We start from the raw sequence: 23,860 nt of genomic DNA, 5'->3' as shown, positions 1-23,860 counted from the left end.
TCGCCGGCACAGCGGAACCATACGCAAACGGCGACACCTCAGCTCGCGGACACCTGCGGTGGCGGGCTATCCGAGCCGTCGGTGCCCGCGGTGGACCGCTGCAGGAGCCGCACGAAGTCGTCGACGGACAACGTCTCCCCGCGCCGGGCGGGGTCGATGCTGGCGGCCAGCAATCGATTCGCCGACTCGCTGCCCGAACCCGCCCATTCGGCGAACGCGTTGCGGCAGGTCTTCCGCCGCTGAGCGAAGGCGATGTCCACCAGCTCGAACACCCGCCGCCGGAAGGCGTCGTCGGCCGGCCACGGCGAGGTCTCATACCGATCTATATGCACCAGGCCCGAATACACGCGCGGGATGGGCCAGAACACGGTCGGCGGCACCATGCCGCAGCGCCGCACTCGCCCGAAGAAGCGGACCTTGACGCTGGGCACCCCGTACTCCTTGCCGCCCGGCTCCGCCGCGAGTCGCTCGGCGACCTCCGCCTGCACCATAACGGTCACGGCCCGGATCGACGGGAATTCGGCGAGCAGGTGCAGCAGTGCGGGCACGGCGACGTTGTACGGCAGGTTAGCCACCAGGGCCGTCGGCTCGGCGGCAAGCTCCTCGCGGCGCAGGGTGAGCACGTCGCGATTGACCACGGTCAGCCGGTTGGCCTCACTGTTCGAGTGCTCGGCGACGGTCTGCGGAAGCCGCCCGGCGAGCACCGGGTCGATCTCGATGGCGGTGACGGTGGCGCCTCGATCCAGCAGCGCCAGCGTCAGCGACCCGAGCCCGGGACCGACCTCCAGGACGTGGTCGGACCGGTTCACCCCGGCGATAGTGACGATCCGCCGGACCGTGTTGGCGTCGTGGACGAAGTTCTGTCCGAATGACTTGCGTGGCCGGAAATCGAGCTCCTTGGCCAGCTGCCTGATCTCGGTGCGACCGAGCAGCCGGATGGTCAGCTCGCCCCGGCCCTTCCGCTGCACACCGGCCAGGCGCCCCAGCCCTGGCGTTCGCGGGTCACCTCGGCGACGGTGATCTGCTCGTCGCGGGTGGCGAGGTCGGCGCGCGGGGCGAACCGCAGGCCGCCGTTGCGCTCCCACGTGCCCTGGTCGAACTGGACGCCGCCGTAGTACCCGTTGCCGGTGTTGATCGCCCAGTTGCCGCCGGCCTCGCAGCCCGCGATGGCGTCCCAGATGGACCCGTTGGTCACCGGCGGAATATCGGTGCCCGGCTTGGTGCCCACGCGCACCACGGCATCGCGGGCGGGCGCGATCACGGTGTTGGCGATCGGCAGCCGTCCGGTCTCAACGCCGTTGACGGTCGCCACCGCGAAAGTCACGTCCTGCGTGCCCGGGCTGCCCGGGTCCTCGACGACCTGACGGCTCATGTTCATGTCCGGGTCCTCGACACGCCGGGACGTCGGCGGCAGCGGGATGCGCTCGGTCACCTGCTGGATCCGGTTGCGCGTCACCTGAATCTGCATGCCGTCCACGATGGGGGCCGTAGCGCTGGGGACCGCCTGGTCGCTCTCCTGCAGCGGCGCGCCGACGGCGCTCAGCAGCGCGCCGACGTTCGGCGCCGGCATGTGCACCGTCCGCACGGCGCCCCCGTCGTTGATCTGGACCGTCTTGGCGCTGACGACCGGCAGCGCCATCCCCGCCAGTGGCACGCGGCTGCCGCGGGAGGCGGCGGCCGGCGCGGTGTCGGTCATGGCGAGCTGGGCCAGGGCCTCGTCCACGGTGGATGCCGTCGTCCACACCTGCTTGGAACCGTGGCCGTCCAGCGAGATCTGCAGCGGCCGGCTGCGCCGCAGCACGATGTTGGCGGCGTCGCGGACCTGGACGTCGGCGGCCGGGTACAGGTCGTCGCGCTCGTCGATGGTGAAGCCGCTTTCCTGAACGATGTCGATCACCCGCGACTTCATCGTGGTCACCCGCATCGCGATGCCGTCGACGGTCAAGGTCACCGTCTTGCAGACCGACACGGCGAACCCGCCGGCGAAGGCCAGCACCAACAGCAGCCCTCCAACTACGAGCCGCAACGATGCCGACGGGGTGTGATGAAGTTTTGTCAATACAGTCAAAGCGCGTCTACCCCGACCTCAGCAACCACGTCAACGAATAATTCGGTAGATAAAGACAAATGGGCCCGAGGGCCCCCAGTACGATCACAAGACGGTAACGAACCGGCCAATGTTGAGCAACTCCGGCACGGTGCTGTTATGGAGATCACGGGCCCACCCCGTCCAGGCGGTAGACCCGCCGCGCATTGCTGGTGGTGATCGCGGCCAAGTCCTCCGGGCGACGACCCACCAGGTCAGCTATAGCCCGCACGGTGTAGGGCAGGCAGTAGGGCTCGTTCGCTGAGCCGCGGTACGGGTGCGGCGTCAAAAAGGGCGCATCGGTCTCGACCAGCAGCTGTTCGGGCGGTATCAGCGGGACGGCTTCGCGCAGGGCGCGGGCGTTGCGGAAGCTCGCCGTCCCCGACAGGCTGAGCAACCAGCCCCCCTCCACGCAGCGGCGGGCCATCGCGGCGTCCGACGAGAAGCAGTGAAAGATCACCGCCTCGGGCGGGCCCTCGGCCGCGAGCACGTCGAGCACCTCGGCGTCGGCCTCGCGGTTGTGGATCATCAGCGGTTTCCCGCTGCGCTTGGCCAGGTCGATGTGCCAGGCGAAGGCCTCCCGCTGGACGCCGGGCTCGGCGCAGCCGTCCAGGCGCCCGGGCCAATAGAGATCCAGCCCGGTCTCGCCGACGGCCACCACCCGGGGGTCGGCGACGAGCCGCTCGATCTCGGCGCGGGCCGCGTCGTCCAGGGCGTCGGCCCGGGTCGGGTGCAGCGCGACCGCGGCATACACGCGCGCGTCCCAGCCGGCGGCGGACGCCGCCCAGCGCGCCGATTCCAGGTCGTCGGCGATGGTGACCACCGCGCCGACTCCGACCGCCTCGGCGCGGTCGACGATGGCCCGCACCCCGTCGGCGTCGCGCGCGCCGCAGGCGTCCAGGTGCGTGTGCGCATCGATCAACGGCGCCAACGGCTCCGGGGCCGGCGGCATCTCCCGTTCACCGGGTCGGTCAGAGCTCACCCCGACACAATAGGGTGGACACCGACATGAAGCCCTATTACGTCACCACCGCGATCGCTTATCCCAACGCCGCGCCGCATGTGGGCCACGCGTACGAATACATCGCCACCGACGCGATCGCCCGCTTCAAGCGGCTGGACGGCTTCGACGTGCGCTTCCTGACCGGGACCGACGAGCACGGGCTGAAGGTCGCGCAGGCCGCCGCGGCGGCGGGCGTCCCGACGGCCCAGCTCGCGAGGCGCAACTCAGACGTGTTCCAGCGCGTCCAGGAGGCGCTGAACATCTCCTTCGACCGCTTCATCCGCACCACCGATCCCGACCACTACGAGGCCTCCAAGGAGATCTGGCGGCGGATGGCCGCGGCCGGCGACATCTACCTCGACAACTACTCGGGGTGGTACTCCGTGCGCGACGAGCGGTTCTTCTTCGAGTCGGAGACGCAGCTCGTCGAGGACGGCTCCCGGGTGGCGACCGAGACCGGTGCCGCGGTGACCTGGACCGAGGAGCAGTCCTACTTCTTCCGGCTGTCGGCCTACGCGGACAGGCTGCTCGCGCACTACGACGCGAACCCCGGCTTCATCGCGCCCGAGGTGCGGCGCAACGAGGTGGTCAGCTTCGTCTCCGGCGGGCTGGCCGACATCTCGATCTCGCGCACCTCGTTCGACTGGGGCGTCCCGGTCCCCGACGACCCCGCCCACGTCATGTACGTCTGGGTGGACGCCTTGACCAATTACCTGACCGGGGCCGGTTTCCCGGACACGGACTCGCAGCTGTACCGCCGCTTCTGGCCGGCCGACCTGCACATGATCGGCAAGGACATCATCCGATTCCACGCCGTCTACTGGCCGGCGTTTCTGATGTCGGCCGGAATCGAGCTGCCACGCCGGGTGTTCGCGCACGGGTTCTTGCACCACCGGGGCGAGAAGATGAGCAAGTCGCTGGGCAACGTGGTCGACCCGGTGGCGCTCGCCGAGACGCTGGGGGTCGACCAGGTCCGCTACTTCCTGCTCCGGGAGGTGCCGTTCGGCCAGGACGGCAACTACTCCGAGGAGGCCATCGTCACCCGGATCAACACCGACCTGGCCAACGAACTGGGCAACCTGGCGCAGCGGTCGCTGTCCATGATCGCCAAGAACCTCGGCGGGGTGGTGCCCGAGCCGGGCGAGCTGACCGACGCCGACGCGGAGCTGCTCGCGACGGCCGACGGCCTGTTGGAGCGGGTGCGCGCCCACTTCGACGAGCAGGCAATGCATCTGGCCCTGGAGGCCGTCTGGTTGATGCTGGGCGACGCGAACAAGTACTTCTCGGCGCAGCAGCCGTGGGTGTTGCGCAAGAGCGAGTCCGAACGGGATCAAGCGCGGTTCCGCACGGTCCTCTACACGACGTGCGAGGCGGTGCGCATCGCGGCGCTGCTGGCTCAGCCGGTCATGCCGGAGTCGGCGGGCAAGCTACTCGACCTGCTCGGCCAGCCGAAGGACCGGCGTGCCTTTTCGGCCATCGGCACGCGGCTCGTCGCCGGCACCGCCCTGCCCCCGCCGACGGGCGTCTTCCCCCGCCATCAGGCCGCCGAGCCCGAAGCGGGCTGACACCGGCGAAACGCCCCAGGGAACTTCGACGGGTGCGTTAATAAGACGCGCACGGCGTGGCGCCCGCAATACGCCATAATCGGCCCGTGGACCGTCGACGAACCCCGCCTGCCCAATCGCCAATGACGGCGTTGCAGGAGCTTCCCGCGCTGGTTGTACTCGAGCGGATTCCGGTTCCCGTACTCGCGATCGGTCATGACGGCAGCATCCTGTTCACCAATTCCGCCTTCGCCGAGATGGTGGGGTGCGAACCGGAGGAGGTGCTGGCGCTGCGGTTCGAGCAGATCTTCCACGAGGCGCCCGCCTCGGAATCGCTGCTCTCGGTGGTCAACGCCCTCGCGAACATGGTCGTCGAGTTGCTACACAAAGACGGTTCGGTCGTCCGAGCGCTGATGAGCCGGTCGGCTGTGCGGCGGGCGGACGACCAATTCGCCCTGGCGGTGTTCCAGGACCTGACCGAGCAGCTGTGGCAGCAGGGCCGCTAGCCCCCTGCCCAGGAAGCCGGCCCGCCCGGGCGCTCAGCGGCGGCGGGTGCGCAGCACGATGATTCCCGCGCCGACGACGGCGACGGCAAGCCAACCCGCACCGAACCACCACAACCATTGGAGGTCGGAGTGACCTCCCGTCGACGAGCCGGGGGAAGCCACGGCCGTGTGGTCGACGGTCACGGGCTCCTGCCCCTGCACCGACACCACCGCGACACCCTTGAGCCGCTGCCAGCGCTTGTCGTCGCTGCCCAGCCACCGGAGCAGCTCGTCGAGCTGGGCGGGTGCGCCGTTGGACGTCGCGACCAGTAGCGTTCGGCCACGGTTGAACACCGTTTGCAGCGAACCGAATCGAAGCGTCGGGTCCAGCGTCAGCTTGGTGGGCTTGCCACCGGACTCGACGGCGTTGACGGTCAACGGACCGCTCGGGCCCGCGGACACGGGCAGTGCCACGTCCGAGTGATTCCAGCCGTCCGCGGAGATCACCAGCGCGGGATTCGGCGACTCGATCGCCTGCTTCACCGTCGTCACGGCGGTCTCGATCGGAATCGAGCTCAGGCGCTGCAATCCCACCATGATGTTGACCGCACGCACAGTGTCGACGAACGAGTGCGGTTCGAGGCCGACCTGGATGCGGGGCATCAGCGCCTGCGGCACGGATTGGAAGCCGTCCGGCACGGGCGGCGACGCGGGACTGCTCTGGACCGCGGTGTCCCCGTTGATATTCAACGTCAGGAGCTGGTTTCCCGGGCCCGCGGTGTAGAAGTCCCCACAGTGGCCGATGTTTCCGGCGACGTCGAGCACCACGTCGAGACTGGTGTATCGCTGCAGGAGCCGGTCCGGCACGTCGACCCAGCGATCGATGGAGCCCTGGCCGTCGGTGGGCCAGTGGTCGATGGTTTCCGGCCCGATCGTTGCGGAGAGCTGGCCGCCGATGTTGCCCGGCGTGGGGGTGTAGGACCCTTGCAGATGCACCCGCACGCTGTGCACCGGCCGGCCGAACCGGGTCTGGTCCAGCCCGAGCGACACCCGGGGTTGCAGCGAGGTGGCGTTGGCGAAGGGCTCACCGAGCGCTCTCAGCGTGGTGGTGTCGCCCGGCAGCTGCGGGGCGGCCTTCGGCGAGTCGACCGCCGCCTTCGAGGCGAGGGCCAGCTGCGACACATCGTTGAACAACACGGCCGTGTCGGATTCGTCGGTGCGGCCCAGCGCTCCCGAGACCAGCAGCCAGGGCACACCGCCGGACCCTTGCAGGGACAGGCCGGTGTCCGATCCCTCCTTGACGACGATCTGCCGTTCCAGCGGCTGCGGCGGCGTGGCCGGGGCGGTCTGCCCGTCCGGCAACGGCACGACCGCGATGTCGGGAGCCTGCTTGCCGTAGCGCGCGGTGGCGGAGGCGGCCAGCTGGATCGCCGTGTCGGACTCGGCCGAGGACGGCGACTGCGGCAGATATATGGTCAGCTTGCGCAATACCGGCGGCAGGAAATGCGCCACGGTCGTGGGCGGCTGCTCGACACCGCTGTAGGTGATGGTTCCGTTGGACAGCCGCAACGGGCTCTCGGGGTACAGGCAGAATCCGTCCAACGGCACCAGGTAGGTCCGCAGCGTCACGGACAGCCAGTTGTCGTTCACCTCCGCACCCGCCAGCGGGATCACGATCGGCGACTGGTCGCCGTTGGGCAGGTTCAACCGCGCGATCGTGCGGTCGTTCTGAGTCACGGTGATCATCCCCGAACGCAGGTTGACCGGGAGTTCGACCGTCGCGTTCAGCGCCGTGGGGGTCAGGCCGTGCAATACCGGCACGGTCAGTTGTTGGGTGCTGGTCAGCCCCCAGAAGGACAGGGTGGGACCGGCCCCCAGATCGCCCAGCGAAAGGGCGGTGGTCGAGTCGGTACCCGTGGCGGGCTCGGCGGGCGCGCCCCAGGAAGAGGCCGGCGCGCTCAGGGCCAGGGCTCCGACCACACCGGCCAGAGCGAGGCCGCGAGTCACATACTTGCAGTGCATCACCGCAACAGTATGCATTCTATCGGTACGTAGTCGAAACACTAGGCACGTGTGGAATGCACGCGCCACCGGTCCGGGACACCGCGGCTCCGTCGACCCGGCGGGGGCCCACCGGACCGCCGACCCCTAGCCCTAATCGGGTTGAGCGCCGTCCTCGGCCCGCGGCGACGCGCCGTGAGAATGGCGCATGGCCTCGCGACGCAGGAATTGCTGAAAATACGGCAGCGACGTTTCGGAAACGACACCGGGAAGGATCAGTTCCCATATTTGACTCAACCGCCCCGTGATGTCGACGCCGCCGCTCGGCCCCTCCGCCGATAACGCGTTGGAAAGCAATTGGATGCCGAAAATTCCGGCGACGATCGATTCGCTGAGCACATCGGCGTCAATATCGTCTCGGAGGTCGCCCTCGGCCGTTGCCCGGCGCGCTTCGGCAGCCAGCACTTCGACCAGACCCGTGCAGAATCGGCTGGCCGCCTCATTGAATCCGCCCAGCGTGTGGGTCAGCTGCTCAGCCGCCCGCGAGAATCTTTCCGAATTCAACACTTTCGCGATCGTGAATGTGCCGTGCACGATATTCTCGAGCGCGGGCGACGACGACTTGCAGACATTGCGGACGGCGTCGAGGACCGTTTCGGAGCCCTCTTGGATGATCGCCGAGGCGAGCGATTCCTTCGAATCGAAGTGGTGATACAGGGCGCCCTTGGTCATGCCGGTCCGCTCGATGATCGTGCCCCAACCGGCGGCCGCGTACCCGACCTCGCCGAACACGTCGATGGCGGCGTCGAGAATCTTGCGCCTGGTCGCTTCAGATCGCACTTGGCGCGCCACTGCCCCACCTCCGCGGACCTCGTCTAGCGCGCGGCTTCCTCAGTACCGAGTCGCTTTGCGCAGCAAAGATTCACAGTAACAGCCTTCTCGCTAAGGCCTACCATCGGCCGACGTGGGGGTCCTCCCAGGGCGACGAACCGGTGGAGCTGGCGTTGATCGCGAGTGCCGCACGCCGCCTGAGGAACTGCCTGAAGTAGTCCGACCGCTCGGGCTGCAGGATGCCGTTGAGGATGAGAGTCCAGCTGTTCTCCAAGTCGCGGAGGAACCGTTCCGGGTCGTCGAGATTGCTCGTCTGACGGAGCCCCATGTGCAGCGACACCATCAAACGGCCCACATCCTGTGGGTCACACCGCTGGTCGACGTCGCCCTCCGCGACCGCCTGCGCCACGACCTCGGCCAGACCTTTGGCCCATCTGTCTAACAGCCTCTCCTGCAGCCCTTCTGAGCGACCGACGGAACCGAGCAGGTTCAGCCCCGCCCGAACGCCGTCGGTGGTGATATCCCGGACAGCGATCAGGTACGAGAAGTCGATCAGGGTCTCGAGGCCCGACAAACCGCGAGTGACTAGCTCCTCCACCGCGGCGGAGCCGGCCAAGATTTGCTTGTCGATAATCGCCACCGCCAGCGCGTGCTTGGACCGGAAATGGAAATACATCGCGCCTTTTGTCAGTTCCGCATCGGCGAGGATATCGTCGAGGCCGACATCGTGGTAGGCCCGCCGCGCGAACTGATTACAGGCGGCCCGCAGAATTTGTCGCCGCGTCGCGTCTGCCCTTCCATCCGCGGATTGAGGCGTCATCGGAATGGAGAACAGCGCTTCGGCTCGGGCGAGCCACCGCCGCCGGTCGACGTTCGGAAATTCAGCTCAATTGCGGGGCGCTCGGATTCGACGGCGGCAAAGCGGTTGGCGGTTCCGGACGTCACGCAATGCGCCGATTCGATCGCCTTCACGTCAACGGTGTCCTTCTTGTAAGGATGGCACAAACATTGCGACGGATCAGCCGTATTCAGGGAGCCCCGGCCGGACGTTCCCCGAGCGGCAATCGTCCGCATACCAGGTTAGCAGCAGTAGTTCGCCACACGGCGTGACCCGCTGCGCCCTCACCGCGATACCTGTGGTGCGCGTCTCACTTGAAATCCAGACTATTAGTATGTTAAATAGCCGGACGAGCTGCTGTCAGTTTGTCAGTAGCGGTTCGGCCGCAAACCGCGGCGAGAACAGAGGCCCGTCAGGAGAGCCCATGTCGTCCCCGCCCCCGGACCGAGACCTCACCCGCGCGGCACGTGTCGCAAGCATCGCCGCGCCACGGAGCGCCCGCCCCACACCACATCGCGCGGCGCGATCCAGCGCGAACGGCGACGCCCGGGCACCCAGGGCCCTAATCCTCCGCTCGAGGGATCAAATACCCATAATGAGTGATCCGCACATAATCCATACTTTGAGTATTACTGTTTCCGGTCTAGCTGCCCCGACGGTATCGTCGGGGCGCACCGCGCGGCCGGCGGATGATCAGGAGTCGAAGTGATCGACTTCGGCGCACTCGCGCCGGAGGTCAACTCCGCGAGGATGTATGCCGGCCCCGGACCGCTGTCGCTGACGGCGGCCGCGACGGCCTGGGATGACTTGGCCGCCGAGTTGCATCTGGCCTCGAGCTCCTACCGATCGGTGATCGCGGGATTGACCACCGGCCGCTGGATGGGGCCCTCGTCGTTGACCATGGCGTCGGCGTTCGCTCCGTTCATGGCGTGGACGGCCGGTGCGGCTGCGCGGGCGCTCGAGGCGGCCGGCCAGGCCAGACAGGCCGTCGAAACCTACGAGGCCGCCTTCGCGATGACCGTCCCGCCACCGGCGATCATCTCCAACCGCGTCCAGCTCGCGACGCTGATCGCCACCAACTTCTTCGGCCAGAACTCCGCGGCGATCGCCGCCACCGAGGCCGAATACGGCGAGATGTGGGCCCAAGACGCCGCGGCGATGTACCAGTACGCGGCGAATTCGGCCGCCGCATGCGAGGTCACAGCGTTCATCCAGCCGCCGGAGGTCGTCAGCCCAGTGGGGCTGACCAACCAGGCCACCGCGGTCACCAACTCCGTGGCTTCGTCGGCCGAGACGGTGCAAGCCTCGCTGACGAACCTGGTGTCTTCGCTGCCCGCGGCCCTCGGCGGGCTCGCCTCGCCGGCCACTGCGGGGAGCGCCTCGAGCATCCTGAGCAGCGCCAGCATGTCGCAGATGCTGTCCACCTTCGTGTCCAACGCACCATCGGCTCTGCCGTCGTACCTCATGGCGGCGGCGACCCCGCTGTACGGGATGTCGTCCATCCTCGGGATGGCCCAGACCGCACAAGGTCTGGCGAGCTCGGCGGCTCAGGGGGCCGCCGCTGCGGCCGGGCAAGCAGCGTCGGGGGCGATCAGCGCGGCCGGCGCGGGGGCGGGTGCGCTTGGCTCGAGCGTGTTCGGCAGCCTCGGCACGGCGACCTCCCTGGGCCCGTTGGCGGTGCCGGCGAGCTGGACCAGCGTGATCCCCACCGCCAACATGAGCGCCGCGGCGGCATTGCCGAACGCCAGTCTCAGCGCCGCCAACGTGCCGCCGAGCGTCATGGGTTCGTTGCCGCGACTGGCGTCGGCGACGAAGAACCTCGGACCCCGATACGGGGTCGTCCCGACCGTGATGACGCGGCCACCGTCCGGCGGATACGGCTAGGCCACCCATGGACAAGTCGCGTACGTACGCAGAGGGACCGCTTCGGCGGCTTCCCGCCATGGGTGCCTGTCGCTGGAGGAGCGAGAAGTGAAGTTCACCCCGTCCCGGGTCGCGGGAGTCACGATCGTCGATCTGGAACCGGAACGCGACCACCGCGGCTTCTCGTCACGTTGGTTCTGCGCCCGCGAATTCGGCAAGCACGGCCTGGCTTTCGACATCACGCAAACCAACACCTTCTTCAACTACACCCGCGGCACGGTGCGATGTCTCTACCGCCAGGCGCCGCCCCATGCCGAGGCGCAGCTCGTCCGCTGCACCAGGGGCGCGATCGCCGCGGTCGCGGTAGACGTGCGCGACGAGTCGCCGACCTACGGCAACCACGTGATGGTCGGGTTGAGCGCCGACGAACATCGCGCGCTGTTTCTGCCGCCGCACGTCGCACACGGGTTTCAGACCCTCATCGACAACACCGAGGTCATTTATCAAGTCGGGGGCCGGGGGCAGACACCCGTCGACGAGCATGGCTTCCGCTGGGACGACCCGGAATTCGGGATCGAGTGGCCGCTGCCCGTCACGGTCATCTCCGAACGGGACGCCAGCTGGCCATCGCGCGACCGGGAGTTGACGGCGATCGAGAACCCGACACGATGCATGAGCCGAGCATGACCCACAACACGGTGAATGTCCTTCAACCGCAACGACGCCGGCGACCGATCGGCGTGGTCGCGTTACCGGACCGAGTCAGCGTTGCGCCGGGGACCAACGTCCTGGCACCGGTGCCGACGACCGGAAAGGCTGCGCCGCGTTGGCAACTCCGATATGCGCAGCGTCTACGCATCAGCGATTCGCTGATTGTCTGCGCGTCGGTGATGCTGGCGCAGTACGTCCGCTTCGGCGAGATCGCGAACACGTCGGGCTACTCCGATTTCGTGATGACGCTGCTCTCGATCCTGTTCGCTGCGCTCTGGTTGTCGTCCCTCGCGGTCTTCCAGACCCGGTCCCCGCGGGTCATCGGGGCCGGAATCGACGAATATCGGCGGATCGGCAGCGCGTCGTTCTGGACGTTCGGGATCATCGCGATGGTGACGCTGCTCGCCAAGGTCGATCTCGCCCGGGGCTATCTGGCGATCGCGCTGCCCGTCGGGACGCTGGGACTGCTCACGAGCCGCAGCCTGTGGCGGAAGAGCCTCGCCCGCATGCGGGCCCACGGCGAATGCCAGACGAGGATACTGGCGATCGGAGATCGACAGGCCGTGTCGCACCTGGCCCACGAGCTGGCGCGCAATCCCTCCGACGGCTGCGTGGTGGTGGGTGTGTGCCTGCCCGGATATGGCCGACCCCGGGGGAACACCATCACGCTCGGGGGGCGCGAGGTGCCGATCCTCGGCGACGAAACCCATGCCGTGGCCGCGGTCAGGAGCTGCGGCGCGGACACCGTCGCGGTGACGCAGACCGATCACTTCGGGATGCACGGGATCCGGGAGCTGATGTGGCAGCTGGAGCGGATGGACGTCGACGTCGTCGTCTCTCCCGGGGTGATGGACGTGGCGGAAGCGCGACTGACCCTGCGCCTCACCGCCGGATTGCCGCTGCTGCACGTGGAGAAGCCGCAATACGAAGGGACGCAACGCTTCCAGAAACAGCTCTTCGACATCTGCTTCTCGGCGGCCGCCCTGATCGCGACGGCGCCAGTCCTGGTGGCGGCGGCCACCGCGATCAAGTTGACCAGCCGGGGGCCGGTCTTCTACCCCTCCGAACGGATGGGCATCGACGGGAAGCCCTTCAAGATGCTGAAGCTGCGGACGATGACCGAGGGAGCCGACACCCACATCGACCGGCTGTTACCGGCGAACGAGGGCGCGGGCGGCATGCTGTTCAAGATCCGCGAAGACCCCCGCGTGACCCCGGTCGGCAGATTCCTCCGCAGGCTCAGCGTCGACGAGCTGCCCCAGTTCATCAACGTGCTCAAAGGCGACATGAGCGTGGTCGGGCCGCGGCCACCGCTGCGGCGGGAAGTCGAGAACTACCGCGGGGACGTCAAGCGGCGGTTACTGGTCAAACCGGGCGTGAGCGGGCTGTGGCAAGTGAGCGGCCGCTCCGACCTTTCCTGGGAAGAGTCGGTCCGGTTGGATCTGTCCTATGTGGACAACTGGTCGATGGCGGGTGACCTCATGATCGTCGCCAAGACGGTGAAGGCCGTTCTGACGAGCCACGGCGCCTACTAGGTTCCCGCGCACAATGACTGAGCCGGTGGCACCTGGCGTGGTCGTGCCATCGGTACCCCTCGCCCGGATGGCCCACGCGTTCTCGATCCAATTGATCTGCCGCGCGCTGGGGATGCTCGCCTCGGTGGTCTCAGTGGCGATGACCGCCCGCTATCTCGGTCCCGGCCGCTACGGCCAGCTCGCCATCGCGGTCCTCTTCATCGCCATGTGGAACAGCCTCGCCGACCTCGGTATCGCCACCGTGATCGTGCGCCGCGTGACCTCCGGGCGTGGTGACCTCGAGCGCCTGGTGCGCGTGAACAGCGGCATGGCCCTGATCTACTGCATTCCCCTCGCGGGGCTGGCGGCCGGCTCCGGTTTGCTGATCTACCACGACTCCGACGTGCGGGTGATGCTCGTCGTGCTGTCGGGGGCGCTCCTGCTGCAGACCATGACCACCCGGTTCGAGCCGGTGTTCCTTGCCACCGTCCGGTTCTCCGCGGTGGCCATCTCCGACGTCGCCGGCAGGCTGGCCGCGCTCATCATGGTCGGCTGGCTGGTTGCCGAGCGGGCGGGCGTGATCTGGTTCGCCGTCGTGCAGCTGATCCCTCCGGCCCTGCAATTGCTTATCCAGGGCGGCGCCGCGACGCGGCAGATTTCGGTGCGTCCGGTCTTCGCGCCGCGCGAGGCCTTCGACCTGCTGCGGGAAAGCCTGCCGCTGATCGGTTTCCTGGTCGTCGGGCTGCTCTACTGCCGCGCCGACGGGGTGATCCTGTCTTTGCTGAGCACCCACTCCGAGGTCGGCGTGTACGGCCTGGCCTTCACGATCGCCTTCAACACCATCGTGGTTTCGCTGGTCTTCCTCAAGTCGACGCTGTCGACCGCCACCGAGCTCTACGCGCGGGACGTCGCCGCGTTCGCCGGATTCCTGCGCCGCAGCGTCGAGCTGATGTCCTTCGCGGCCATCCCCGTCGCGGTGATCGGCGCGCTGCTCGCCGGGCCGTTGATCGCGCTCTTCGGCGACCAGGCCTTCGTCGCGCGGGGGACACCGACCCTGGCGTTGTTGTTTGTCGCAGCGGCCCTGCGATTCGTCAGCGGCACCCTCGGCCAGGGCTTGGTCGCCAGTCATCACCAGCGGGTCCTGTTCTGGCTGACGATGGCCACGCTGGCGCTCAACGTCGCGCTTAACGTCGCCCTCGCCGGGAAGTTTGGCGCCGTCGGTCCGGCGGTCGCGCTGGTGTGCACGGAGTTCTTCAACATGGTCGTGAGCAGTTGGTGGCTGCGCAGTCGGTGCGAATACCGAACGCCTGTCGTGTTCTTGCTGCGGACGCTCGTCCCCACCGGCGTGAGTGCAGCGGTGGCACTGGCGCTTTCGGGGCAGCACGTGCTCGTGATCCTGGCGGCGGCCGCCGCCGCCTACCTGGCCACCAGCGCGGTGGTGGGCCCGATCGGCTGGTCGAGCGTCGCCGCGCTGCGGGGGTCGTCGCGCGGGGGGCAGCTGCCGGCGTGAAAGAGCTGGATCGGGCATACCTGAAGCGCCCTGTCGCGGGCGCGGCCGCCCTGCCTTCCGTGCGCCCGCTTGCGGTGCTGATCGTCAACGACGCGGATCACGCACAACTCGGGGTGTGCCTCGGCAGGCTCGCCGCGCACCTGCCCGAACTGCCGGTCCATGTCTACGACAACGTCGATGATCGGGGCGGCCGCGCCGAACTGGCCGACCGTTACCCGGGGGTGCACTGGGTGGCCGGGACGGCCAAAGTCGGCCTCGCCGAAGCATTTAACGCGCTGGCGGAACGCGTCGCGAGCGATGCCGATCTGCTGCTCGTCGATGCCGGGACCAGCGTGCTGGGCCCCTTGGCCCGGACCCGTGACCTGCTTCGCCGCCCCGGCGTGGCGGCGGTTTCGCCGTTGGTGCGCGACGCCACCGCGGCCGGTCGGACGCCGTGGGACGTCGCCAGCCGCCGCCGCACCGTGGCCCGCGGGCTGACCGCGGCCGCCGGCGCGTCCGAATCGCTACGCCGTACCTCGCTCTCGCCGCTCTATGCCCGCCAGCCCGCCGAAATACATTGCATCACCGGCGATTTGAGCCCGAACTGCCTGGCGATCAGCCGCGCCGCCTGGAACACTCTCGGCGGCTTCGACGAGGAGTTCTTCGGCGACGGCGAGGCGGCCGACTGGCAGGAGCGGGCCCGCGCCGCGGGCTGGCGCATCCTGCTGGCCGACGAGCTGGGCGCCGAGCGCGCGCGGCCGGTGCGCCGCGCGGACGTCGAGCGCCGCCGCGCGCAGGACCTGGCGCGCGCCAACGCGGCGTTGCTGCTGGAACACCAGGACGGCGTCCACCATGCCGACGTCTACCTGGCCGGTACGACCCTTTTGGAGCGCATTCAGCGCAAGCTTCCCCGCGCCGGCCGGCGCGGGGACCTCCCCGCGATCGTCATCACCACCAACCGGCTCATCTACGGGGGCGCCGAGCGGCAGAAGGTGCTGTTGGCAACGGAGCTGGACCGCCGCGGTTACCCGGTCACCGTCGCCTGCGTGCAGCGGTTCGGCCCGTTGGTTAGGGAGATTCCACCGACCGTCCGCGTCGTTCGGCAGCCCTGGTGGGCGCCGCACGTCGACCTGCCCGACGGTCCCGCGGTCATCATCAGCGGCGACAGCAACACCGAGACCGGGTTCGCCACCGTGTGGCGCGCCGCCGGCGCCGGTCGGGGGTGGCTGGTGGCGCCCCACACTCACCCGGACATGCCCATCTATTCCCGGCCCCTGGTCGCCGCCATGAACCGTTCCGACGGTTTCATCATGCTGGCGCAACGGCATTGGGAGATGCTCGCCGAACAGCACCGGTTGACGAGGCGGCACTTCGTGGCACCCAACGGCGTCGTCATACCGGGTCCGCCTCACCCCCGGGTCCGTCCGGCCGGTGATCGGATACGACTGGTGATGCTGTCGCGGATCGTCGAATTCAAGAATCCTCACCTCCTGGTCGACGCGCTGAGCGGCCTGACGGAGCTGCCCTGGGAGCTGTCGATCTTCGGCGACGGACCCGACCGGGAGATGCTGGAAGCACGCACCCCCGCCGCCCTGCGCGACCGGGTGCACTGGCGCGGCTGGGCGGACGGCCCCGAGCCCGCTCTCGCGGACGCCGACCTGCTGTGCATGCCGAGCCGCTGCGAGACGTTCCCCCTGGTCATTCTCGAGGCCATGGCGCGCGGAATTCCGGTGGTGTCGTCGGCGGTGTGCGCCGTACCGGAGATGCTGGACTTCGGTCGTGCCGGGTTCCTCGTTGAGGACGTGTCGGTGCGGGGTTGGCGGGAATCCCTGGCGGCGATCCTCGCGGACCCCGCCGCCCTTCCGTCGGTCGGACAGCGCGGCTTCGAGCGAATGAGCAAGCACTACACGATCGAAGCCATGGCGGACGCCTATGTCGACGCGATCAATGAGGTGCTCTGATTGAGCCTCTCGCGCAAGCGATTTGCCGCTGCCACGTCCCGTCGCGGGGGCGAGTCATCGCCCGGCACCTGCCAGAATGCTGGCAACCGTGCGCGGGGACGTCCTGTGCTGCCCAAACCCACCGTAGAGGAAGTAACGGGGCTCCACATAGAGCTGCCCGATGTCGGTCGGCACGTCCGCGAAATGCTCCGAGAGCGCGGCATCGACGAAGAACGCGTCGGAACCCGAATGCGCATTGCAACACACCAGGCGGTAACCGAAGCGCTCGAACAACTCGGCGAAACTGGTCAGCGACGCCCCGAAGTAGTCGTCGGACTGCCAGACATGGCCGGGATCGTAGGCGATCTGGAATTTCACGGGAGGCGGAAACTTGCCGTTGTACTCGACGATGAACAGCTGCGGACGCAGGCCGTCCGCCAACAGCTTTTCGGCCAGGTAGATGTCGTTGCCGTCGAGGTCGAGCGAGACGACGTCAACGTGGGTGGCGCCGATGCGCTGCATGCAAAACCGGCTCGACGTGACGATGTTGTCGGCGGTTATCCAGGCCTTCTGGTAGGTGAAGCGCGGGTTAGCGTCGAGTTCGACCGCCAGATCCTGCCCCCCGACCCAGAAACCCTTCCAGCCCAACGCCGCGAGAATCAGCGTGTTGTTTTGCGTGCCGTCGCCGACGCCGAATTCGGCAAACGTCCCGCCTTCGAGGCGGCCGATCCGGCGCAGGATCTCCAACGTGATCCCGTCCTCGTCGGTCGCGGAGAAACACCTCAGCCCGGCGCGGTTGAGCGGATTCGGGTGATTCGCCCTGAGTGTCTGGGAATGATCGAAGAGGAGCAGATCCTTGAGCTGTTCGAGCGTTTCGCTGCCGACGACCCACCGGATTCTCCGCTTGAGCGCCTTCGTGAACTTCGGTGTCACGCTTCTGGTCACTAGGCTAACTCTCTACGAGCAGACCGATACGGAACGGACTTCAAATTACCATGTCGTGCGGTGCCGACGCCCCAGCCATATCGCACCAGGGCCGCCACAACGCCCACTTCGCAGCCACGACGGCAACTTCGACGTCCCGGCCAGCCCCCGGCACGGCGGCGGGGCTCATCGCGTCACTGCGGCGCCCCGACGAACTCGGCTTTCGCCGAACGCATCTCGGGACGGATTGCTTGCCCGGCCCGCTCCGCGTGTCGTAGGTTCTATCCTGAACTCTTCGGTGTTTGCCGGCTCCGGGGAGAACCCTCAGGAGGCTCGATAGCGTGCTGTGCCGCGTCTGTAGCTCGAGCACCGCACCGGCGTTCACGCACCGGGTGCTCCGTAAGTACGATTGCCGTTACTACCTTTGCGGCAATTGCGGTTGCCTGCAGACCGAGGAGCCTTTCTGGCTGGACGAGGCGTATGCGAGCCCGGTGGCCGCGGCGGACACCAGCATCCTGTGGCGCAACCTCTACCTAGCCCGGGTGGTGTCCGTCTTGTTGTACTTCCAGTTCGACCACGACGGCCGATTCCTCGACACGGCCGGGGGTTACGGCCTTTTCACCCGCCTGATGCGGGACATCGGTTTCGACTATTACTGGGCCGACAGCCACTCGCCGAACCTGACGGCGCGCGGCTTCGAGGCCGACGGCGGTCCGGGAGCTCCGTACGAAGCGGTCACGGCGTTCGAGGTGATGGAGCATCTTTCCGACCCGATGGCCTTCGTGGCGGAGCTGTTGGAAAGCACAGGGACCGACACCGTCATCTTCACGACGGACCTCTTCGAAGGCACCCCACCGGCTCCGGAGGAATGGAGGTATTACGCCTTTGCGACAGGGCAACACATCACCTTCTACCAGAAGTCGACGCTCGAACTCATCGGTAAGCGTTTCGGCATGCGGTTCCACACGTCCCTCAGGTGGCCGTGGGTGCGGGGACTCGGCGGAGTGGGCGTGCACGTGTGGTCACGCGCGAGAATCAACCCGCTGGTCTGGAAGGTGCTCGCCGCACCGCGTGTCGCCGGCGTCCTGCAGGGGATACCGCGGCGCGCCCTCGAGTCTCGGACGTGGTCAGACGCCGACGGGTTCCTCCGGGCGGGCGAAGGGTGACGGAGAACTGATCGCACCGGGGACGGATTGCGGGAAAACGCGACACGGGGTGCCCGTTGTGAGTTCGCCTCGGGTGCTGTGGCTTTCGCCGTGGACGCGTCCGGCGGTGCGGGTCCAGGCCGAGGCGCTGATCCGGCGGGGGGCCGACGTGTTGCTGGTGACCTCCGATCGACACCCGGAGTCGGACGCCGCGCGCGCCTACGAGCTGGTGCTCGAGCCGCGGTTTCTCAGCGCCGCCACCTGGCCGCCGTTCTTCGCCGCCTGGCGGCGGATCCGCCGGTACCGACCCGACGTCGTCATCACCGAGCTGGTCCGCGATCCCCGCTGGATCGCGCTGGCGGGGAGGACGCCGCGCATCCGGGTGCTGCACGACGATCAGCCGCACGGTCCCGACGAACGGCAGCCGGCCTACGAGCGCGCGGTATTGGACCGTTGGGGCGCACGGTCGGCCGCCACGATGGCCTACAGCGATTACGTTGCGGCGGCCGTGGCCGCACGACGCGACGTCGCCAGCACGCGTCTGCACGTGGTGCCCCTGGCTAGCGACCTGGACCTCGACCGGGTGCCGCCGTTCGTGGGACCCGAAGGGCGGCATGACTTCGTCATGTTCGGCCGGCTCAACCCCTACAAGAACGTCGACGTGGTGCTCGAAGCGTGGCGCCGGCATGCCACAGGCGGGGGCTGGCGCGGAGACCACCTGGTCCTCATCGGCGCCGGCGATCTCGATGTCAACGCCCTGCCACCACACACCATCTGGCGCAACGGCGGTTACCGCTATGCCGACGTGGTGCCGGCGTTGGCCGCCGCCAAGGGTTCGGTCGCGCACTACCGCCGCGCGTCGCAGAGCGGTGTGCAGGTGTTGTCGATGCAGCTCGGCGTCATGCCGATCGTGTCGACGGCCGGTGCCCTACCGGAGTTCCAGCCGCCGGGTCGCGACCCTATCGATGTCGACGACATCGACGGCCTTGCCGCCGCATTCGACGCCCTGGCCGACCCGCGGACGGCGGCGGAGCTCGGGGCTGGCGCCGCTCGCCACTACGCGGGTCGATTCGACGTCGACATCGTCGCGGGCCGCATTCTTGAGGTCATTGCGGAGGTCTTGGGCGGTAGGCGCTGATGGCCGTCGAGGTCTCCACGCGTCCGAAAGGCAGGCAAGAGACGATGACGAAGCTCAGCGTCGGTTACCTCGTCGACGAGGGATACCAACCGAACCTGGTGTTCGACCTGATCGAAAAGAGCCAATCCGCGGCACACTATTCGATCGACCACTTGATCGTGCAGACATTCCCCGAGCGCCGGGGCGGCCCGGTCGGTAAGGCCCTCCGGTTATTCAGGGAACGGCGATTCCTGAAGACCCTGGCCGCCCTCTGCTTCAGAGCCATCCTGGCCATGGAGGTGCGCGTCTTCGTGCGCGACCCACGTCTGAAAAGCGCCTTCGAAACCCGTCACCTCGACGATTTACAGGTACCGAAACTGCTTGTCCGCCCGATCAAGTCGCCCAGTGGGGCCGTTTACCGGTACGGTGCGGATGACCTGGAATCGATCAGGGGCCTGAACGTCGATGTCCTGGTGCGCGGCGGCAGCGGGATTCTGCGCGGCGGGATCCTCGACCTCTGCGAGTTCGGGATCATCTCGTTCCACCACGGGAACAATGACGTGAATAGGGGCGGCCCCCCCGCATTCTGGGAAGTTTTCAATCACGAACCGTCGACGGGATTCGTGATCCAGCGGCTGCTCGACGAACTCGACGGCGGGGACGTCCTCGCGAGGGGCTCGATCGGCACGGTGAGCCCCTATGCGCGCAACCTCGCGCGAATCCACAACAAGTCCAACGTCTTCCTGCACAAGTTCCTGGAAGACCTGGGCCGGACGAAGGCTTTGCCTGCGGTGCTGCCCAAGTCGCCGTACTCGCATCGGCTCTACCGGATGCCGTCGCTGCGAGACCTCGCGCGGTATCAGATCGACACGCTCAACACCGTCATGCGACGCCTGTCCGACCGGCTGACCGGTAGGCAGCATCGTTGGGGCGTCGCTTACCAATTCGCGGAGAGCTGGCGCAGCTCGGTGCTGTGGAGGTCGAAGTTCATCGCGAATCCCGCCCACCGCTTCCTCGCCGACCCCTTCGTCTTCCGGCACGAAAAACTGGACGCGTGTTTCGTCGAGGACTACGACTTTAGGACCAAGAAGGGAAAGATCTCGGTCATCCGGGTGGACCCCAAAGGTTACGAATTGCTCGGCACCGCCCTCGAGGAGCCGTTTCACCTCTCGTATCCGTTCGTCTTCACCGTCGACGGGGAGCTGTACATGTGCCCGGAGACCGCGGAGATCAAGGAGATACGACTGTACAAGTGCGTCGATTTCCCGCTGCGGTGGTCCTTTCACAAGACGCTCGTCAGCGACGTGTCAGCGGCGGATACCACCATCTTCTTTTCCCGGGGCAGATGGTGGCTGCTCACCAACATCGACAGCGCCGACATGGGAGACCACAACTCCGAGCTGCATGTCTTCTGCGCCGACGCGTTCGACTCCGAAGCCTGGATCCCGCACGCCAACAATCCCGTGGTGTTCGACAGCGGCCGGGCCAGAAACGGCGGATTCTTCCGCGACGGAGACACCCTGTTGCGGGTCTTCCAAACCCAGGGCTACGACTTGTACGGCGAATCCATGGGCATCGCGGAGATCACCGGCCTTGGCCCGGACACGTACAGCGAGGAGGTCGTCACCAGGATTGCCCCCCGCTTCGCTCCGAAGATCGTTGGTACGCACTCGTTCTCCTACCATGACGGCCTGCTGGCGATCGACGTCCAGAAGGTGGAGCGGGTCGGCACGTCTCGCTGAGCCGGCGTCCGCTGCGCAAGATCACGCCCGGGCGTTTGCCAGACGCTCGGCAAGCCGGACGCCGAGCGCAATCCCGACGAGCGTCGGGTTGGCCTGACTCGACGTCGGGAGCACCGACGTGCTGGCGACGTAAAGCCCGCGCACCCCGTGCACTTCGAGATTGGCGTCGACGACGCCGCCGCCGGGAGTGCTGGACATCCGGGTGGTGCCGGCCTGGTGGTAGCCGGCATGTCCGGCGAGGAATTCGCGCACCAAGCCCTCGGCGTCGTCGGATAGCCATTCCACGTACCCGACGTCGTGGCGGCGCAGGTGTTCGTCGATCGCGACGATGGCCTTTCGGACGCTCTGATAGTCGGCGTCGGAGAATTGGGTGTGGGTGCGGATCCGCCGCATGCCGAGGGCGTCGCGGTCGTCGGCCAACTCGATGCGGCTGTCCCAGTGCGGAAGATGCTCGCCGTGGTAGTGCAGCAGATACCGATTGTCGGCGCTCTTGACGAAGAAGCCCGGCGCCTTGCGACCCCGGCGGACGAACCGGGCGTAGGAGAAGGTGAGCGCGAACCGGATCGAGCCGGGCAGGTCCCGCACGATGTTTCGCAGGTGCGCGAGGACCTGGGGTGGTCCGTCCGTGTGGGTGTGCTTGGCGCGGATGGCCTCCGCGAGCAGGAACCGGCCGACCGGGGAGATGAGAGTGAGATAGACCCCCGACAGGATCCCGCTTCCGTGCCGCGGGTCGCTGATCGGCGGATTCACCAGCCAGACAGCGGCATTGGGCATCGCGGCCGCCCGCTGCAGCTGCGGATCGAGGGTGAAGCGGCGGCGCACGTACACGCCTTCGTCGTCGCGTTCGTAACCGTGGATCACGGCGTCAGTGGTGAACCGCACGCGCGCGACGCGGCCCTCGACGTGCGACATGTACCAGCGGCCCAGGTGACCGCCCGCATTCCCCAGCCCCGCGGGGTGGTGGCGATCCGACGCAAGGAGCAGCCGGGTCGCCTCCAGCCCGCCGGTCGCGATGACGTAATCGGTTGCAACCACGCCGCCCTGGCGACCGTCAAGCGTCTTGACCACGAGGTGGTCGACGGAGTCGCCGCCCGGTGTCGTCACGATTTCGGTGCAGGTCAGGCCGGTCCACAGGGTGAGGCGGGAGGCGTCGCGCAGGGCGTCCCGATACTCGCGGCCGAAACGCGTTGGCAGCGCCCAGCGTTCGAGATCGGTCGTGCGCACCGGCCCGTCGGGCAGCCCCGCGACCAGATCGCCCGCCGCGAGCCGCGGGATGTCGCGCGCGTTGAACGCCGCCCGCCCGCACGCCGCCCAATCACAGGCGCGTTGCAGGTAGGGCTCGACGTCTTCATAGCGGATCGGCCAGGGCGCCTGCGCGGTCAGCGGGCGATTCTCGAAATCGATGGGGTCGAATGTGACGCAGCGCCCGCCCCAGAGCGCGGTGGTGCCGCCCACCTGTCGGCGGACCATGAGCTCACCGCTCGAGTGGAGATGATCGTCTTGCCGCGAGTCGAGATCCGACAATCGTTGCGCCGCTTGCTCCGCGCGCTCGAGCCCGCTCTCGATCAGGGCCACCCGGACCCCGGACCCCGCGAGTTCCAGCGCCGTGGCGATGCCGATCGCACCGGCTCCGACGACCACCACATCGGTCTCGATTGTCGTGTGATCGGCGAACTCCCGCGGGCCACGGATCACCGCGCGCCGCCCTCCCGGAATTCCGCGACGAGTTCGAGGAAGCGCGTCGCGATCTCCGCGTCCGGTGTCGACGAGCCGGCCTTCGCCGCTTCGGCGACGCGGTCCGGACGGGTCGTGCTGTAGAGGATCGCGCGGCAACCCGTTGCGGCAGCGGATGATCCGACGATCAATCGCGGGAGCACCCCGGGGGCGAGCGGATCGAGTTGGAGCGATTCGCGCCAGCGTCTCGCCAGCGGCGCGTCGGCCCGCAGCGCGCCGGACAGTGCGGTGAGCGATCCGTTCAGCACGCCGAAGGCCAGATCGGCGGGACGCGGCGGAGGGTTGAGCAGATCACCACGGACCTGGCTGACGCCCTCGGGCGCGAATTCGCCGGCGAGGTCCGACTCGAGGCCCTCGTCTTGGGAGACACCCCACGCGCGGATCTTGCCCTGCCGGCGGGCGCGTTCGAAGAATTCGCGAAGTTCGTCGCTCTCGACGACGTCGTGGGGTCGGGGGGCATGCACGAAGAGGATGTCGACGTAGTCACAGCCCAGCGCCGCAAGGCTGCGGTCGAGGCTGTCCGCCGCGGCGGCGACACCGTACACACGTGGCGTCTCGGGTGTCGACCGCTGCCGCTTGACCGTGCGCCGCAGCGCCGGCGCCCCGCGCAGCACGGCGCGGGCCGGCGCCTGAAAGCGGCCGAGGCGCCGGGCCACGCCGCCCACGTCGATGCCGAATTTGGTTGCGACGGTCACGGTGTCGCGCGGCAATCCGCGCAAGAACCGCCCAAGCTCGGCCTCGGCCATTCCAAGGCCATACATGCGCGCGGTGTCGAAATGCGTGATGCCGTTGTCGACGGCGCTGCCCAGCACGGCCATCCGCTCGCGGCGGGAAGGTGACTGCATGAGACCGCCGCAGCCGAACCCGACCGCGCTCACCTGCAGCCGCGGTCC

20 protein-coding genes are annotated in these 23,860 nt (G+C 67.9%); 10 read left to right on the top strand and 10 right to left on the bottom strand.

Annotated features, from left to right (window positions below; translation table 11 throughout):
* Positions 1-38: 38 nt before the first annotated feature.
* From rsmA to SKC42_RS23115, 3 genes are all read right to left on the bottom strand, one after another.
* Complete coding sequence (rsmA, locus tag SKC42_RS23125) at positions 39-977, bottom strand: 16S rRNA (adenine(1518)-N(6)/adenine(1519)-N(6))-dimethyltransferase RsmA (RefSeq protein ID WP_330966616.1); 939 nt, start codon at positions 975-977, stop codon at positions 39-41.
* Positions 941-2,068 carry a transglycosylase family protein gene (locus SKC42_RS23120; RefSeq protein ID WP_330966584.1) on the bottom strand — a complete coding sequence of 376 codons (1,128 nt, stop codon included), beginning with the start codon at positions 2,066-2,068 and terminating at the stop codon, positions 941-943. The genes rsmA and SKC42_RS23120 overlap by 37 nt, the downstream gene beginning before the upstream one ends.
* Positions 2,069-2,213: 145 nt before the next feature.
* Positions 2,214-3,038, bottom strand: coding sequence for a TatD family hydrolase (locus tag SKC42_RS23115; RefSeq protein ID WP_330966615.1), 825 nt, complete (start codon positions 3,036-3,038; stop codon positions 2,214-2,216).
* Positions 3,039-3,094: 56 nt separating this feature from the next.
* Here SKC42_RS23115 and metG point away from each other — a divergent pair, with 56 nt between their 5' ends.
* Both metG and SKC42_RS23105 read left to right on the top strand, forming a co-directional pair.
* On the top strand, positions 3,095-4,654 hold the full coding sequence (gene metG / locus SKC42_RS23110) for a methionine--tRNA ligase (RefSeq protein ID WP_330966614.1): 1,560 nt from the start codon (positions 3,095-3,097) through the stop codon (positions 4,652-4,654).
* Positions 4,655-4,776: 122 nt separating this feature from the next.
* Positions 4,777-5,139: a PAS domain-containing protein gene (locus SKC42_RS23105; protein ID WP_330966583.1), complete on the top strand. Its 363-nt coding sequence runs from the start codon at positions 4,777-4,779 to the stop codon at positions 5,137-5,139.
* Between the two features lie 33 nt (positions 5,140-5,172).
* Here the strand turns inward: SKC42_RS23105 and SKC42_RS23100 are convergent, their stop codons facing one another.
* The 4 genes from SKC42_RS23100 to SKC42_RS23085 form a co-directional block, all read right to left on the bottom strand.
* On the bottom strand, positions 5,173-7,158 hold the full coding sequence (locus tag SKC42_RS23100; RefSeq protein WP_330966582.1) for a hypothetical protein: 1,986 nt from the start codon (positions 7,156-7,158) through the stop codon (positions 5,173-5,175).
* Between the two features lie 114 nt (positions 7,159-7,272).
* Complete coding sequence (locus SKC42_RS23095; RefSeq protein ID WP_330966581.1) at positions 7,273-7,971, bottom strand: TetR/AcrR family transcriptional regulator; 699 nt, start codon at positions 7,969-7,971, stop codon at positions 7,273-7,275.
* Between the two features lie 97 nt (positions 7,972-8,068).
* The gene (locus SKC42_RS23090; protein WP_330966580.1) at positions 8,069-8,770 is read right to left on the bottom strand and encodes a TetR/AcrR family transcriptional regulator; all 702 of its coding nucleotides are present in this window, start codon (positions 8,768-8,770) and stop codon (positions 8,069-8,071) included.
* On the bottom strand, positions 8,767-8,922 hold the full coding sequence (locus SKC42_RS23085; RefSeq protein ID WP_330966579.1) for a hypothetical protein: 156 nt from the start codon (positions 8,920-8,922) through the stop codon (positions 8,767-8,769). The genes SKC42_RS23090 and SKC42_RS23085 overlap by 4 nt, the downstream gene beginning before the upstream one ends.
* Before the next feature lie 571 nt (positions 8,923-9,493).
* Here SKC42_RS23085 and SKC42_RS23080 point away from each other — a divergent pair.
* From SKC42_RS23080 to SKC42_RS23060, 5 genes are all read left to right on the top strand, one after another.
* Positions 9,494-10,672, top strand: coding sequence for a PPE family protein (locus tag SKC42_RS23080; protein ID WP_330966578.1), 1,179 nt, complete (start codon positions 9,494-9,496; stop codon positions 10,670-10,672).
* A gap of 87 nt (positions 10,673-10,759) precedes the next feature.
* Positions 10,760-11,338: a dTDP-4-dehydrorhamnose 3,5-epimerase family protein gene (locus SKC42_RS23075; protein ID WP_330966577.1), complete on the top strand. Its 579-nt coding sequence runs from the start codon at positions 10,760-10,762 to the stop codon at positions 11,336-11,338.
* The gene (locus SKC42_RS23070; RefSeq protein WP_442932230.1) at positions 11,335-12,897 is read left to right on the top strand and encodes a sugar transferase; all 1,563 of its coding nucleotides are present in this window, start codon (positions 11,335-11,337) and stop codon (positions 12,895-12,897) included. Before SKC42_RS23075 ends, SKC42_RS23070 begins: the two co-directional genes overlap by 4 nt.
* A gap of 13 nt (positions 12,898-12,910) precedes the next feature.
* Positions 12,911-14,386: a flippase gene (locus tag SKC42_RS23065; RefSeq protein ID WP_330966575.1), complete on the top strand. Its 1,476-nt coding sequence runs from the start codon at positions 12,911-12,913 to the stop codon at positions 14,384-14,386.
* On the top strand, positions 14,383-16,326 hold the full coding sequence (locus SKC42_RS23060; protein WP_330966574.1) for a glycosyltransferase: 1,944 nt from the start codon (positions 14,383-14,385) through the stop codon (positions 16,324-16,326). The genes SKC42_RS23065 and SKC42_RS23060 overlap by 4 nt, the downstream gene beginning before the upstream one ends.
* Before the next feature lie 54 nt (positions 16,327-16,380).
* On the opposite strand, the gene SKC42_RS23055 is transcribed toward SKC42_RS23060, so the two are convergent.
* Positions 16,381-17,052: a hypothetical protein gene (locus tag SKC42_RS23055; RefSeq protein ID WP_330966573.1), complete on the bottom strand. Its 672-nt coding sequence runs from the start codon at positions 17,050-17,052 to the stop codon at positions 16,381-16,383.
* 518 nt (positions 17,053-17,570) lie between these two features.
* Here SKC42_RS23055 and SKC42_RS23050 point away from each other — a divergent pair.
* The 3 genes from SKC42_RS23050 to SKC42_RS23040 all read left to right on the top strand — a co-directional run bounded on the left by SKC42_RS23050 (position 17,571) and on the right by SKC42_RS23040 (position 21,233).
* On the top strand, positions 17,571-18,395 hold the full coding sequence (locus SKC42_RS23050) for a class I SAM-dependent methyltransferase (RefSeq protein WP_330966572.1): 825 nt from the start codon (positions 17,571-17,573) through the stop codon (positions 18,393-18,395).
* A gap of 73 nt (positions 18,396-18,468) precedes the next feature.
* Positions 18,469-19,512, top strand: a complete 1,044-nt coding sequence (locus tag SKC42_RS23045; RefSeq protein WP_330966613.1) for a glycosyltransferase — start codon at positions 18,469-18,471, stop codon at positions 19,510-19,512.
* Positions 19,513-19,556: 44 nt separating this feature from the next.
* Complete coding sequence (locus SKC42_RS23040) at positions 19,557-21,233, top strand: glucosamine inositolphosphorylceramide transferase family protein (RefSeq protein WP_330966571.1); 1,677 nt, start codon at positions 19,557-19,559, stop codon at positions 21,231-21,233.
* A gap of 21 nt (positions 21,234-21,254) precedes the next feature.
* On the opposite strand, the gene SKC42_RS23035 is transcribed toward SKC42_RS23040, so the two are convergent.
* Positions 21,255-22,928: an FAD-dependent oxidoreductase gene (locus SKC42_RS23035; RefSeq protein ID WP_330966570.1), complete on the bottom strand. Its 1,674-nt coding sequence runs from the start codon at positions 22,926-22,928 to the stop codon at positions 21,255-21,257.
* Positions 22,925-23,851, bottom strand: coding sequence for an aldo/keto reductase (locus tag SKC42_RS23030; RefSeq protein ID WP_330966612.1), 927 nt, complete (start codon positions 23,849-23,851; stop codon positions 22,925-22,927). Before SKC42_RS23030 ends, SKC42_RS23035 begins: the two co-directional genes overlap by 4 nt.
* Positions 23,852-23,860: the final 9 nt, after the last annotated feature.

Source organism: Mycobacterium sp. 050134, assembly GCF_036409085.1.
GTDB lineage: Bacteria > Actinomycetota > Actinomycetes > Mycobacteriales > Mycobacteriaceae > Mycobacterium.
Note: the sequence above shows the minus strand (reverse complement) of the source record. Positions and strands in the feature narration are given on the sequence as shown.

What these genes read in the sequence shown, in the direction of transcription:
- SKC42_RS23105 (WP_330966583.1), top strand. Translation starts at nt 4,777, where the DNA reads ATGACGGCGTTGCAGGAGCTTCCCGCGCTGGTTGTACTCGAGCGGATT.
- SKC42_RS23040 (WP_330966571.1), top strand. Translation starts at nt 19,557, where the DNA reads ATGACGAAGCTCAGCGTCGGTTACCTCGTCGACGAGGGATACCAACCG.
- SKC42_RS23065 (WP_330966575.1), top strand. Translation starts at nt 12,911, where the DNA reads ATGACTGAGCCGGTGGCACCTGGCGTGGTCGTGCCATCGGTACCCCTC.
- SKC42_RS23100 (WP_330966582.1), bottom strand. Translation starts at nt 7,158, where the DNA reads ATGCATACTGTTGCGGTGATGCACTGCAAGTATGTGACTCGCGGCCTC.
- SKC42_RS23070 (WP_442932230.1), top strand. Translation starts at nt 11,335, where the DNA reads ATGACCCACAACACGGTGAATGTCCTTCAACCGCAACGACGCCGGCGA.
- SKC42_RS23115 (WP_330966615.1), bottom strand. Translation starts at nt 3,038, where the DNA reads ATGCCGCCGGCCCCGGAGCCGTTGGCGCCGTTGATCGATGCGCACACG.
- SKC42_RS23090 (WP_330966580.1), bottom strand. Translation starts at nt 8,770, where the DNA reads ATGACGCCTCAATCCGCGGATGGAAGGGCAGACGCGACGCGGCGACAA.
- metG (WP_330966614.1), top strand. Translation starts at nt 3,095, where the DNA reads ATGAAGCCCTATTACGTCACCACCGCGATCGCTTATCCCAACGCCGCG.